At 39.4% G+C, this 14,417-nt stretch carries 11 protein-coding genes; all 11 read right to left on the reverse strand.

Going from position 1 to position 14,417, the window contains the following annotated elements; translation table 11 throughout:
- The 11 genes from ACM40_RS15460 to ACM40_RS15510 all read right to left on the reverse strand — a co-directional run bounded on the left by ACM40_RS15460 (nucleotide 1) and on the right by ACM40_RS15510 (nucleotide 14,348).
- The gene (locus ACM40_RS15460; protein WP_048503636.1) at nucleotides 1–2,211 is read right to left on the reverse strand and encodes a RelA/SpoT family protein; all 2,211 of its coding nucleotides are present in this window, start codon (nucleotides 2,209–2,211) and stop codon (nucleotides 1–3) included.
- Between the two features lie 111 nt (nucleotides 2,212–2,322).
- A complete protein-coding gene (locus tag ACM40_RS15465; protein WP_048503637.1) occupies nucleotides 2,323–2,688 on the reverse strand; it encodes a hypothetical protein in 366 nt (121 codons plus the stop codon).
- Between the two features lie 251 nt (nucleotides 2,689–2,939).
- Nucleotides 2,940–4,877, reverse strand: a complete 1,938-nt coding sequence (acs, locus tag ACM40_RS15470) for an acetate--CoA ligase (protein WP_262483726.1) — start codon at nucleotides 4,875–4,877, stop codon at nucleotides 2,940–2,942.
- A 29-nt stretch (nucleotides 4,878–4,906) separates the two neighbouring features.
- On the reverse strand, nucleotides 4,907–6,793 hold the full coding sequence (locus tag ACM40_RS15475) for an AMP-binding protein (RefSeq protein WP_048503639.1): 1,887 nt from the start codon (nucleotides 6,791–6,793) through the stop codon (nucleotides 4,907–4,909).
- A 279-nt stretch (nucleotides 6,794–7,072) separates the two neighbouring features.
- Nucleotides 7,073–7,435, reverse strand: a complete 363-nt coding sequence (locus ACM40_RS15480; RefSeq protein WP_048503640.1) for a response regulator transcription factor — start codon at nucleotides 7,433–7,435, stop codon at nucleotides 7,073–7,075.
- Nucleotides 7,436–7,441: 6 nt separating this feature from the next.
- Nucleotides 7,442–10,147 carry an ATP-binding protein gene (locus tag ACM40_RS15485; protein ID WP_048503641.1) on the reverse strand — a complete coding sequence of 902 codons (2,706 nt, stop codon included), beginning with the start codon at nucleotides 10,145–10,147 and terminating at the stop codon, nucleotides 7,442–7,444.
- Nucleotides 10,140–10,334, reverse strand: coding sequence for a hypothetical protein (locus ACM40_RS15490; protein WP_048503642.1), 195 nt, complete (start codon nucleotides 10,332–10,334; stop codon nucleotides 10,140–10,142). The genes ACM40_RS15485 and ACM40_RS15490 overlap by 8 nt, the downstream gene beginning before the upstream one ends.
- Before the next feature lie 68 nt (nucleotides 10,335–10,402).
- On the reverse strand, nucleotides 10,403–10,630 hold the full coding sequence (locus ACM40_RS15495; RefSeq protein WP_048503643.1) for a DUF6814 family protein: 228 nt from the start codon (nucleotides 10,628–10,630) through the stop codon (nucleotides 10,403–10,405).
- A gap of 43 nt (nucleotides 10,631–10,673) precedes the next feature.
- Entirely contained in the window at nucleotides 10,674–12,254 is a 1,581-nt protein-coding gene (locus ACM40_RS15500; protein ID WP_048503644.1) for an MFS transporter, read from the reverse strand.
- A gap of 50 nt (nucleotides 12,255–12,304) precedes the next feature.
- Nucleotides 12,305–13,684 (reverse strand): hypothetical protein, encoded by a 1,380-nt coding sequence (locus ACM40_RS15505; RefSeq protein WP_048503645.1) that lies wholly within the window; start codon nucleotides 13,682–13,684, stop codon nucleotides 12,305–12,307.
- Nucleotides 13,685–13,931: 247 nt separating this feature from the next.
- The gene (locus ACM40_RS15510) at nucleotides 13,932–14,348 is read right to left on the reverse strand and encodes a terminase gpP N-terminus-related DNA-binding protein (RefSeq protein ID WP_048503646.1); all 417 of its coding nucleotides are present in this window, start codon (nucleotides 14,346–14,348) and stop codon (nucleotides 13,932–13,934) included.
- Nucleotides 14,349–14,417 lie beyond the last annotated feature (69 nt).

Below are 14,417 nucleotides of genomic sequence, written 5' to 3' on the forward strand. Positions count from 1 at the left end.
TTATGATTGTAAACGTCTCACTCTTGAGACTCCGTCGATATCTTTAAGCTTTTTAAATGTTTCTTCCAGCTGGCCTTTATTCTTTACTTCAAGGTTGATATTGCCCATAAAGACGCCGTCATTGGATTCTATGGACATGCTTTTCATATCCATTCCCATGCTTCCACTGATCACGGTGGTGATATCATTGATCATTCCCATTCTGTCTAGACCTTCAATCTCGATCTTAACTCTGTTCTTAAAGCTTTCTGCATTGACCCATTTGGCTGGGATCACACGATAGTCATATTGTGCTCTCAGGTTAATGGCGTTCGGGCAGTTATCGCTGTGGACTTTGATCCCGTCTGAAATGGTAATAAATCCGAAAATTTTATCACCTGGAATTACGGTGCAGCATTTGGCGTAGCTGTAATTCAGTTTTTCTTCGTCTTTCCCGAAAACAATCATATCAAGATTCTGCTCTTTCGGTTCCTCAAACTGAACGTTTTTCGACGGTGATTTTCTGAATCTTGAAAGTAAATTATTAAATACGTTCTTACTTTCAATATATTTTCTCAGGCTGCTTACATCCAGCTCATTGCTCTGGAATTTAAGGAAAAGTTCCTGTGAAGATTTAAGGTTAAAAAATTTCTGGAGTTTGTTGATTTCCTCATCGTTAAAGCTGATTTTCGCATGACGAAGTTTTCGCTGAAGGATCTCCTTCCCATCTTCCACAAGTTGATTTTTCTGTGAATTCAGGTAGCTTTTGATTTTGGATTTGGCTTTGGAGGTCACTACGAATTCCAGCCAGTCAGATTTAGGCTTCTGGTTTTGGGAAGACAAAATATCGATCTGGTCACCATTCTGAAGAACATAGGAGATAGGAACCAGCTTTCCGTTGATCTTTGCCCCGAGACATTTCATTCCAAGATCTGAGTGAACGGCAAAAGCAAAATCCAGAGCGGTGGCATTCGTCGGAAGAATCTTGATTTCCCCTTTTGGAGTAAATACAAATACTTCCTTGGAATATAAATTCAGTTTTATATTATCTAAAAGTTCTGATGTAGAAAGGTTTTGCTGCTGTTCCAGCACTTCACGGATCTCCGTTACCCATCTTTCGAAATTACGGTCGTCTGAGCTCTGTTTGTATCCTTCTTTGTATTTGTAGTGGGCTGCAACCCCTTTTTCTGCAATTTCGTCCATTCTTTCGGAACGGATCTGTACCTCAATCCATTTTCTATCCGGTCCCAGAACAGTTAAATGGAGACTTTCGTATCCTGTAGAACGCGGCTGTGTGATCCAGTCCCTCATTCTTGAAGGATTGCTGTGATACACGTCAGTTACAATGGAATAGATCTTCCAGGCCAGGAATTTTTCGTTTTTTGCATCCGATTTGTAAATGATCCTGATGGCATAATTATCGAAAACCTCTTCAAACGAAACTCCCTGTTTCAGCATTTTCCTGTAAATGGAAGAAATAGCCTTTGCACGGCCTTTAATTGTAAAGTTCAGGCCTTCTTCTTTCAGCCTTTCGGAAACTTCGGTTTTAAATTCCTCAATATATCTTTCACGGCTTTCTTTGGCAAGCTCCAGCTTTTCGGTAATTTCATTATAAACTTCCGGATTATTGTATTTTAATGAAAGATCTTCAAGCTCTGATTTGATGTTATAGAGCCCCAGACGGTGTGCCATAGGAGCATAAATATACACTGTTTCCGAAGCAATTTTTTTCTGCTTATCCGGAGCCATGCTTTCCAGCGTACGCATATTGTGAAGACGGTCGGCAATTTTGATCAGAATAACCCTGAAATCTTCGGACAGCGTCAGCAAAAGCTTCCTGTAATTTTCAGACTGTACGGAAATATTCTGGTGATTCATGATGGAGATTTTGGTAAGCCCGTTCACAATGCCGGCAATCTTTTCTCCAAAAATCTTTTTCAGATCTTCATAGGTATAGTCTGAATCCTCTATTACATCATGTAAAAGGGCACAGGCAATAGAAGTTGCTCCCAAACCGATCTCTGTAGCCACAATTTTGGCAACGGCAATGGGATGATAAATATATGGTTCGCCGGATTTTCTCCTTTGATCTTTATGGGCATCCAATGCAATATCGAATGCCTTCCGGATGAGCTTGTTGTTTTCCTCGTCCAGAGTTCTGTATGTGTTCGAAATCAGATCCTTATACCGGGCAAGGATCTCTTTGTTTTCCTGTTCTAAATCGTAACTCATTTGTGCTAATGCCTATATTTAGACGAAAATACGAAATTTTTTAAACTTTTCAAACATAAAAATCCGCAGAAGGCTCTGCGGATTTCCGGTTATTAGGTTTTGTGTTTTCTATCAGAATTTTACTTCTGAATCCATGCCACTGCTTGATGCTTTTATTTTCACATCAGGACTGTTATGGATTTCAGCTCTGTTTCTGGCATCGATAAATCTTTTGATATTATCATAATTAGCCTCTTCAATACCCATATTCTCCAATAAGTAGGTTTTCAGTACTGAATTCTGGTTGAAAATATTTCGGACGCCATCAGTTTGGTTATTATCTTTTACCACAACACTCGCCAGGTATTGAGAGGTGTCAGAGCCGCTATGAAGATATACTATGTAATCTGAATTTTCAAATCCTGAATTTTCCAGATCAGCTTCTAGTTTTTTGTAATCGCTGTGATGTGCAAATAATCCAGCTAATATATTTGACATAAGCAATAGTTTTAAAATTGTACTTAAAGGTAATAAATATTTTTCAATATTGTTATTGAAAATTTAATAAATTTTATATTTTAATATATTGTCTATAATATAATGTTAAAATGTTTGAAAACATCTATTGAACACGTGTTTAATTTTATTAATGAGAAAATGTAGGTGTATAAATTCTTAATGGTTAAAGGTTTTCTAAAAATTAAAAAACGGGCTAAAGCCCGTTCCTCAATGTATTATATGATATTATTTTATATCCTTTCATTCTTGATTTCCTCTACAATTTCAGGATTCAGCAATGTAGAAATATCTCCGAAGCTGCTGAAATCTCCTTCCGCAATTTTTCTCAGAATCCTGCGCATAATTTTTCCTGACCGTGTTTTCGGAAGGCCGGAAACAAACTGTATCTTATCGAGTTTGGCAATGGGCCCAATCTGATCTGAGATAAGCTGGTTGATCTCCTTTTTAAGGTTCTCCTTGTCACGGCCTTCTCCGGTTTCTTTTAAGATGACAAAACCATATAACGCATTTCCTTTAATATCATGAGGATAGCCCACAATTGCTGATTCTGCAACCGCAGGGTGTTCGTTGATGCTATCTTCAATCGGAGCCGTTCCCAGGTTATGTCCGGAAACAATAATTACATCATCTACACGGCCTGTAATTCGGTAATATCCGACTTCATCCCTCAAGGCACCGTCCCCTGTGAAATATTTTCCAGGAAAGGCAGTGAAGTAAGTCTCTTTATACCGCTGGTGATCGCCCCAGATGGTTCTGGCGATTCCCGGCCACGGAAAACGGATGCAAAGGTTTCCTGTCACCTGATTTCCTGTAATTTCATTCCGCTTATCATCCATCAGCACAGGCTGTATTCCCGGCAAAGGAAGGGTGGCATAAGTAGGCTTGGTAGGGGTAACGAATGGAAGAGGAGAGATCATGATTCCTCCTGTTTCCGTCTGCCACCAGGTATCTACAATAGGACATTTTTTATTTCCCACATGATCGTTGAACCAATGCCATGCTTCATCATTAATAGGTTCACCTACAGAGCCGATCACCTTCAATGAGCTCAGGTCATGTTTATCAACCCATTCTGTGCTTTCTTTAGCTAATGAACGAATAGCGGTAGGAGCGGTATAGAACTGGGTGATTTTATGTTTCTCAATAACTTCCCAAAACCTATCCGGCTCAGGGTAAGTAGGAACCCCTTCGAAGATTACTGTAGTAGCACCGTTAAGAAGCGGTCCGTACAAAATATAGGAATGTCCGGTAATCCATCCGATATCTGCCGTACACCAGTAAATATCATTTTCTTTGTAATTGAATACATTTTTAAAAGTATAGGCGGTGTAGACCATATATCCGGCGCAGGTATGAAGCATTCCTTTCGGTTTTCCGGTAGAACCTGATGTATACAGGATAAAAAGGGGGTCTTCGGCATCCATGATTACAGTAACGAAATCTGCAGAGGCTTTTTCGTACAGATCAGCCATCCAGTGATCCCTACCTTCCTTCATCTTAATTTCATTGTTTGTTCTTTTCACAACAAGGACTGATTCTACGCTTGGTGTTTTTTCCAGGGCTTCATCTACAATGCTTTTCAGGTCGAGAACTTTGTTTCCTCTGTAGCTTCCGTCTGATGTGATGATCATTTTGGCATTACAGTCATTAACTCTTGAAGCCACAGCAGATGCGGAAAATCCTGCGAAAATGACGGAATGTACGGCACCTAATTTGGCACAGGCCAGCATAGTGACAGCCAGTTCGGGGATCATGGGAAGGTAAATACAAACCCTGTCACCTTTTTCAATCCCCATTTCGCGAAGAACATTGGCCGTTTTATTGACGCGGTTGTACAGTTCATTGTAGGAGATGTGCTGTGCTTCTTCTTTGGGATCGTTTGGCTCCCAGATAATGGCTGTTTTTTCACCTCTTACGGCAAGATGTCTGTCGATGCAGTTTTTAGTGATATTTAATTTGGCGTTTTTAAACCATGTGATTTTGGCTTCATTCATATCATACTTAACCACCTTGCTCCATCTCTGGTACCACACGAAATTTTGGTCGGCTATCTTATCCCAGAATTTTTTAGGATTTTTGATGGACTTTTTATACTCTTCAAAATAATGTGGCAAATCTTCAATTAAGTAATTTCTCATATCCCTTCGTTTTTGAAATTTGAATTTTATTAATATTAAATATATGTTTAATTTATGGCTTAAGCCCTATAATCATTGATTTTTTCCTGAAGTTCTTCAATAATTTTTTCATCATCAATTGTCGACGGAACCTGGAAATCTTTTCCGTCAAGAAGTGTTCGTATTAATTTTCTCAATGTTTTTCCCGAGCGTGTTTTCGGTAAGCGTTTGACGACCATGGCGTTCTTTAAAAAAGCCACAGCACCAATCTTTTCTCGAACCATTCTGATGATGTCTTTTTCAACTTCTTGTTCAGTGATTTCTGAGCCATTTTTTAAAACAACGGTGGCAAAAGGAACTTGTCCCTTCAATTCATCATCAATTCCCACAACAGCACATTCTGCCACATCGGGATGGGAAGACACAATTTCTTCCATTTCTGATGTGGAAAGTCTGTGTCCGGCTACATTAATCACGTCGTCCACTCTTCCTGTAATGAAAATGTAACCGTCTTCATCCTGAATAGCACCATCTCCCGAGAAATAATATCCGTTGTATTGCGAAAGATAACTGCTTTGAAAACGTTCGTAATCGTTCCAGATTCCCAACAGAGCACCTGGCGGAAGCGGAAGTTTGATGATCAGATATCCTTCCTGGTGGGCATCGAGTTCATATCCGTTCTCATCAAAAATTTTAATATCGTATCCCGGGATCGGTTTTCCGGCAGCAGCTCTTTTGATTTTATATTGATCATCAAAGGTCATTAATCCTAACATGGGCCATCCTGATTCCGTCTGCCACCAATGATCGATAGCGGGAACCCCAATGTGTTCTGCAAACCAGTCCAAGGTAGCTACATCACATCGTTCGCCGGCCAGAAACTGCTTTTTGAAATGGGACAGGTCGTATTTTTTCACCAGCTCTCCGTTAGGATCTTCTTTTTTGATGGCCCTGATAGCTGTAGGAGCTGTAAACATGACTGAAACTTTATATTCTGAAATAATTCGCCAGAATGTACCTGCATCAGGTGTCATAATGGGTTTTCCTTCAAAAATGATGGTTGTATTCCGGTTGATAAGCGGTCCGTAAACGCTGAAACTGTGGCCTACCGCCCAGCCGAAATCGGAAGCCGCCCAATAGGTTTCTCCGGGCTCAACGCCGTAAATGTATTTCATAGAGAATTTCAGGGCTGTTGCGTAGCCTCCGGTATCCCGTACAATTCCTTTAGGTTTTCCCGTAGTTCCTGATGTATAAAGAAGATACAAAGGATGGGTAGATTCCACTGAAACACAGTCTGCTGGTTCAGATTTTTGAACCAGTTCTTCATAATCAATAAGCCCTTCAAACATTTCATGCTGGTTGTCTACCAGTTTTCTGTTATAAACAATAATGTTCTCGACTTTGTCCTGTGCCAGTTCAATGGCTTTTTCAACAAGCGGCAAATAGGGGATTCTTCTGGCTATTTCTACCCCTGCTGTAGCTGTAATCAAGGCTTTGGGTTTGCAGTCATCAATTCTTACAACAAGTTCATGAGGAGCAAAGCCTCCGAAAACAACATTATGAATTACTCCAATCCTTGCACATGCCAGCATTGCAAAAAGAGTCTGCGGAATCATCGGCATATAAATAACGGCTGTATCACCTTTTTTTAGTCCGAGTGAACCAAGTCCTCCTGCCAGCTTTGAAATTTCTTCTTTTGCCTGATTAAAAGTGTACGTCTTTTTCTGACCGGTAACAGGAGAATCGTAAATAATGGCAGTCTGATCTCCAAAGCCGTCTTCAATATGTTTGTCAATACACAGGTAGCAGATATTGAGCTTCCCGTCTGAATACCATAGCGGATAATCATTTTGATCTGTAGAAAGGATCTGTTGTGGAAACTCAAACCATTGGATTACTTTGGCCTGTTCTTTCCAGAAGTTTTCTTTGTTTTCTATGCTTTGTTTAAAAAGTATATTGGTGTCCATATTAATTTTTGTGTTTTTGTCATTGTGAGGAGCGAAGCGACGAAGGAATCCTAAAACTTAATGCTCTTAAAAACTTGATGAAAATCTTAATAATTTATAAATTGAAACATTAAGATGTATTCAGAAGTTAAGATGATTAAGGGATTGCTTCGCTTCGCCCGCAATAACGGTGTATATTTTTTTCTAATATCCAGTGTTCATAGTCTTAAATCCGATGCGTGATGTCTGATGTCTGAAATCTTGCATCTTGAATCTTGGCTCTTGAATCTTTCTTCCCATCTACTCAAACATCTCCTCAATCTGCTGCTGCAGTTTCTTTATGGAATAGGGTTTGGTGACATATGCATCAGCACCCATTTCCAGACCTTTTTCAATGTCTTTCGGGTTGTTTTTGGCACTCAGGAAAATGACTTTGGTGTCTTTCAGCCGGGTATCTTCTTTGATGGCTTCCAGGGTGCTGTATCCGTCCAGGTTAGGCATCATGATGTCCAGAAGGATTACATCGGGGGTCATGGTTTTGAGGAATTCCAGGACTTCCGTTCCGTCTCTTGCAATATAAACGTCGTAGCCGTTTTTTTTAAAGCTGTATTCCAGCGACATTAATATTTTGTGTTCGTCATCGGCAATAATAATCTTTCTCATAGATGGTTATTGGTTTTGTTCAACTTCATTTCTGATCTCTTTTGTTATGTTATAAGGAATGCTTATTGTAAAAGTTACGCCCAGACCGCTGTTTTCCGCTTTTATTCTTCCGCTGTGGGCCTGTACGATTTTTTTGGAAATAGCCAGCCCGAGTCCACTTCCTGTAGGTTTTAAAATATTCTGGTTTTTCGATTGATAAAATTTATCAAAAATCATATCAAGATCCTCTTCCGGGATGTGTCTTCCTGTATTGAAAACGCTGATCACGAGGTGATCTTCTTTTTCGGACAGCTTGGTTTGTATGGTTCCCTGGTCATCCGTAAACTTCAAAGCATTACCGAGAATATTCTGGAAGAGCTGTATCATTCTGGCTTCATCATATTCCAGTGCGGTCTGATTCAAGAGATTGACTTCACTTAAATGGATGTTTTTCTGCTGTATCAGATGGAGTAGTGGATTTACGGCTTTTTTGTAGGTTTCAAGAATATTGTTTTCTTTGATGTGTAAAGCAATTTCGCCATGCTCCAGCTTGTCAAGGTAAAGAATATCATTGATGATTTCGCTCAGCCTGTCGGATTCTGTGATAATATTATTTAAAAACTCCTGTTTGATATCAAACGGAATGTCATCATCATCTGCTAAAATTTCTCCTGCCGAACGGATAGCAGTGATCGGAGTTCTTAATTCATGAGCTACAGAATCCAGAAAATCGTCTTTCTGACGGTCTTTAATGATTAAATTTTGATTGGCGGTTCTCAGGTCATCAGATAGCTTTTGCAGTTCTTCAGATTGTTCTGTGAGTTTCTTGTTGAGCGTAATGTTTTCTTTAGATTCCTCTAAAATATTTAAAACTTCCTTCAAAGAGATTTTGTCTTCCTTCGTTACTCCTTCGATGAGAATTTTTGCTGATGCTGTTCCGATTCTACCTGCTAAAAGGTTTTCCGAAAATTTAATAAACCTTGAATCTGCTGTCTCAGTTTTAGAATCAATGTTATATTTTAGATTGAAGATTCTTAAAGCCTGTTCCGTTTTGCTTTTACCTAAAAATCTCTCCAAAATATTCCTGATATCCGAAACATAAGCCGTTCCACGCCAGATAAATGCATTTTCATGATTTTGAATATACTTATCGATATCCACATATAATTCAGCAAAATTTCTTTCCCGGTAATTGCCTTTAACGCTTACAGAAATGATGGTAAACAGGGCTGTGTTTGTGAAAACAGACCAGAAAAATATCTGGGAAATCCTGCTTAAATAAGGAATGTTAAAAAATGTAAACGCATCATACATTTCACGGATAATCCCTTTGAATTCCTGGTTGTACGAGAAATAATACTGTGGAATAATCAGTCCGAAATAGCAGATCGCCAATCCTGCAAGAAGTCCAGCTACCGCTCCTTTATAGCTTCCTCTTCTCCAGAATATCGCTCCGAAAAAAGAAGGAGCCAATTGAGCAATTACAACAAAAGAAATCAGGCCTACAGAATCGAGTGGTGTTTTCAGAATAAAATATTTATAGAAAACAAAAGCCATGATAATCAAAGCAAAAATGCTGAATTTCCTGATATTCGTAATGTTTCTTGTATTCTGAACCTCGTTGTCAGATTTGAATTTTCCCAGCAAACCGTAAGGAATGATGAGATTGTTGGAAAGCATGATGGATAATGTAATGGCTGAAATAATGATCATAGAAATACATGAACTCAGGCCGCCGAGGAATACAAAAACCGTAATTAAAGTATTGTCAAAATGTTGTGGAATCAGAATAGAGTAGAACTCCGGGTTTACATTTTGTCCATCAAAAATGAGTCTTCCTCCCCAGGCAATGGGGAAAATAAATACCGTGAATATTAATAAGTACAGAGGAAAAAACCAGATTGCTGTTTTAATGTGTTTTTCCTGTCTGTTCTCGATAATAGCGGTGTGAAACTGTCTTGGAAGAATGCAGATGGCCGTAGCGGAAATCATGCATAAGACCATCCAGTTCATGGCACCTTCAATCCCGTTGAATGTATTTTTTTCTTTAAAATCCTCAAATTTACTTGCCTTTTCATAGATGTCTGAGAATCCGTCAAATACAAAGTAAATAACAAATATACCCAGAATGATGATAAAGAAGAGCTTTAAAAAGCTCTCCAGGGCAATGGCGGAAATAATTCCGAGGCGTTTTTCTGAGGCATCCACATATCGGGTCCCATAATAGGAAGAAAATAAGGCTATTAGAACAACCACAAAAGTTGCATTGTCAGTCAGGATATTGTTGGACATTGAAGTTTCGGTCACCAAATGGAAGGTTTCGGAAATAGCTTTGATCTGAAGTCCGATATAGGGAATGATGGCCAGCAGGCATACGATCGTAATAATCGCACTGAAGCTTCTGCTGTTCCCATATCGTAAAGAAATAAAATCGGCCAGGCTGCTGATTTTGTTAACTCTGGAAATTCTTACAATCCTTGTATTGATGTAGATCCATGCAGGAATAATCATAACAGGACCAATGTAAATGGGCAGATAATTCAGGCCGCTTGTTGCCGCTACACCAATGCTTCCATAGTAAGTCCAGGCCGTGCAGTATACCGCCAGGGACAATGCATAGATGTAAGGATTGTTGATCCATCGTTTGCTCTTCCTTTTTTCTGCCAGGTGGGCAACCAGGAATAAAAGGGCCAGATAGAGCAAAACAATTCCAAATAAAGCGACACTACTCATCATACTTTTTTACAATAACAAAAGAAATAATGATGGAGATCATCCAGACCGCGAACAGGTAGATTAAGACCATCGGATAACCAAAAACCTCTTTCTCACTGTTGAAAAGCAGTGAAATAGGAATGCTGAAAGCCATCATCAGCCCGATGCTCAGGATAACCAGTTTTTGTTCGTGTCTTTTCTTCATAAATGATGATTGATAAGATAATTGATGAGTCATTTGTCGCTCATCAATTACCATTAATCGTTTATAAATTAAATTTTGTCGTCCGAATATTCCCCCGTGAGCGAGTAGTATCCGAAAATGGCCATTCCGCCCGAGATAATAGGCATCAGCACAAATAATATGATGATCCCGAATACCAGATCTTCCTGCTTTCCGGAAGTGATCTTCGGAATTCCTAAAACCGTGATTCCGAAATATCCTACCATCAGGGCAACAGCAATCCAGAGTATACCTAATATTTTTTTTAGTCCGTTCATTTTAGTAGTTTTAAAATTAATAAAAAATTAAGTGATTCGGTGCTTAATCGTGGATATTATTGTTCTTATTTTTAAGATAAAACAATCCGATGATTAAGCAGACCGCGGCAACTCCAATCGGGTACCAGAGTCCTTCAAGATACCATGTTGGATGTCCGGCATCTTTTCCCACTGTTACCAGATAAGTGGCAACCGCCGGAAGAAGCCCTCCAAATACCCCGTTTCCAATATGATAAGGCAGGGACATTGAGGTGTAACGGATCCTTACAGGGAACATTTCCACAAGGAAAGCCGCGATAGGTCCGTAAACCATGGTTACAAATATCACCTGAATGAATACTAAGAAGACCAGATACCATTTCGTGTTATCAGCTAGTTTTACAGTCTGTGAAACTTTAGGTTCTTCCGCTTTTCCGTCTTTCATCACAGGCCCTGCAGGCGACCAGTGGGTAATACTGTCTTTTTTAATCAAAGTTCCGTCCGTATAAAGTGTTTCTTTATGGAAAGTTACTAAGCTGTCTGTAGCAATATCTGTATGGATTTTTGCTGTTCTTTTCTCAGTGATTCCGTTGGCGGCAATCGTTTTACTTTCAAGGTTGACACTTTTGAACATGCTGTCGTAAATAGGTCTGTAAGCTAAAATAGCAACGAGCATTCCCGTCATCATAACCGCTTTTCGGCCGATTTTATCCGAAAGCCATCCGAAAAATACAAAGAAAGGTGTTCCTAAGAATAGGGCAGTGGCCATTAATGAATCCACCTGTGCAGATTCTACATTCATTACCTTTTGGAGGAAACTCATGGCATAGAATTGTCCTGTATACCAGATGACTCCTTGTCCCATTGCAGCTCCAAACAGGGCAAGAAGAACGAATTTGAAGTTGTATTTATTTCCGAAACTCTCTTTTAACGGATTCTTTGAAGTTTTACCTTCACTTTTAGCCTTTGCGAAAAGCGGGGATTCTTTCATGTTTTTTCTGATGATATAAGAAACTCCAACCATAAGGATTGAAATCCAGAACGGAACCCTCCAGCCCCAGTTATCAAATTCCTCTGCAGAAAGAGTAGATTTGGTTACCAGAATTACAATTAATGAAATAAAAAGGCCTGCCGTTGCGGTGGTTTGAATCCATGAAGTCCAGTATCCCCGTCTGTGAGGCTGTGCGTATTCCGCAACGTAGGTGGCTGCCCCTCCATATTCACCTCCAAGTGCCAGCCCTTGTAATAATCTCAGAACCAAAACTAAAACCGGAGCTAAAAAGCCAATGGTTTTATAACTGGGAATACAGCCGATCAGGAAAGTAGAGAACCCCATGATCAGTAACGTAACAAGGAATGTATATTTTCTTCCGATAATATCGCCGAGTCTTCCGAAGAATAATGCTCCGAACGGTCTTACCACAAATCCGGCTGCAAAAGTGGCCAGCGTAGATAAAAATGCGGCAGTAGGATTATCTGCAGGAAAGAATTTTGTAGCTAAAACGATGGCTAAGCTTCCGAAAATATAGAAGTCATACCATTCTATCAGAGTACCGAGTGATGAGGCGGTGATCACACTCCATATGGTGCGGTTCTTCTGCCGGTCGGTCATATTCTCGTAGTTTTCGTGGTGATTTTCGCTCATGTTGATTGGTTTTGATGTTAATGGATTAAGATATTAATTTCATCCTGGTTTTAAAGATAAATATGAAACTGTACTATGAATTCTCCTTTTGAAGAAGGTTTTTCCGTAGGACTGGTGTATACCGGCCTTGTGGAATACTGTGTGGTAATCTTTGCGTGATGCCCGTCTATGAACCAGTTAGCACCTACATCAAGCTGTGAAGAAGGCTTATCGAATGCTTCAAAGTCTTTATATGTGTACGCTGCAAAAGGCTGTATCCTGATTTTGGGCTTTTCTGTCTCGTTGGGAAGAAGGAAACCTGCCTGTGCATAAACGATATTACCTGTTCCGATTACCGGTTGTAGATTTCCGGGACCTGCAATCGCTTTATTTCCTGTAAAATTGGGATCGGATGCTGCAATATTCATGGTTCCCAGATTTCTTACATAATTAGGCCCGAAATTATAGTTGTAATATCCGGCGTAAGCAGAAACAGCCATCTTGTGTTTTGCATTTCCCAAAGGAATGTCTGCAAAAGCATCTACTGCTACAAGGGTGATGTCGTGTTTTTCAATGTTAGAGTTCACGGAAGTTCGTGTTCCGTCTGCCTGATGGTAAAAACCAGCCCCGACATTGAAGACTTTTTTTGTTCCCAGATACGAACCCACTTTGAAAGGAAGCGTGTTTGATTCCTCATCAAGAAACTGGTATTCAACATAACCGGCTTTTGAAAAACTCGGATTTCCATTATTGTCTACGGCTACGGCTCTTGCAGGATCTGTCACGTTAACAGGAACAAGATCTGTTGCAAAAGGCTTGTTTAAACTGAAGCGGTATTCAAGTTTGCCGTACTTTCCTTTAGCAAACATTCCGAGCTGTCTTGCGAACTGGTCGGAGTTGTCAATTAAAGGCCAAGTGAAAATAGGGGAGTCTACCGTAAGGAAATTCAATGTTGAAGCCATTGTCATACGGGAAAGTCCCATATAATAATGAAGACCTGCCCCTAAAGATAAACTGAATTTTCCTGCTTCTCCAGGTAAAATCACTGCGTACTCATTCCAAGCATCATGGAAAAACAATTGTGGTTTTTTGCCGTTTCCGTAACCTCCTGTGCCTGTGGTTCCTGTAGCACCACCATTAATGAATGTCTGATTATTGATTCCGAAATGTACCAGAATCATATATCTTTTAGAAATCTGGGCATAAGCCAAAGCACGTAACCTTCTGTTTCCCAGGCTCCAGGAATTGTCGGTGGGTTCGTTGGCTACCATGCTTCCCGGGTTCATCTGGGTATTTCTGAGCCAGAACTGGTCCCATAGAATGAACCTGATGAATTTATCTCCATCCGGATTCAGGTTTAATTTCAATCCGCCTCCGTAATCAGGAGATCCCTGTGAATATAAAGAACTGCTTATTAAGGCTAATCCAATAAATGAAAGTAATTTCTTCATAAATTATCAATTTTTGGCGTTGTTTTTTATGAAAGCCAAATTGTAATTAATAATTTATTTACAAAAATTTAATATATATTAGTGGTAATAGTATAGTTATTTTATGGGTTGCTGGTTAGAGGTTCCAGATTCTGGTTTCAATTTGTAGGCTTTTAGGGCTTAAAATGAAATGGTGATAGGTTGTTAGTTGTTGTCTTAGGTAATTTACCATTCACTTGCGAAGCAAATTCACCATTGACCTTTTCCTCTATTTCTTAAATCTCTCCCATTTAATCAGCATATATTTATCGGCAAACTGGGTAATGATGAGTCCTGAATTTTTAATATTATCTTCCTTGGACATGTATTCAATAAGTTCATTCTGTTTCAGGATTTTGTAAACAGGATGGAACTCCGAATGGGGTGGTCTTGTAATATTGTATTTCTTGATCCATGAGCTTATGGTTACATGTGAAACCCCGATAATCCTTTCTATTTCACGAAAACTTAAGCCTTCAAGATAAAGTTGAAGAGCCTTCGTTACATAGTAATCATCAATCTGTTTTCCTATTTTCTTAACGGTAAAATAATAGTTGCAGTCCTTGCAGAGAAAGCGTTGTTTTTCATTGATAATGCCGCTTTTTACGATTTTATTTCCGCTACATTTTGGACACTTGTTTTCCATAGCTATATGTTTTTAGCAAATATATAATAATTTAGCAAAATTATATTTATTCGTAAAGATAAAATTACC

It is taken from the genome of Chryseobacterium sp. BLS98 (assembly GCF_001045445.1).
Classification (GTDB): domain Bacteria; phylum Bacteroidota; class Bacteroidia; order Flavobacteriales; family Weeksellaceae; genus Chryseobacterium.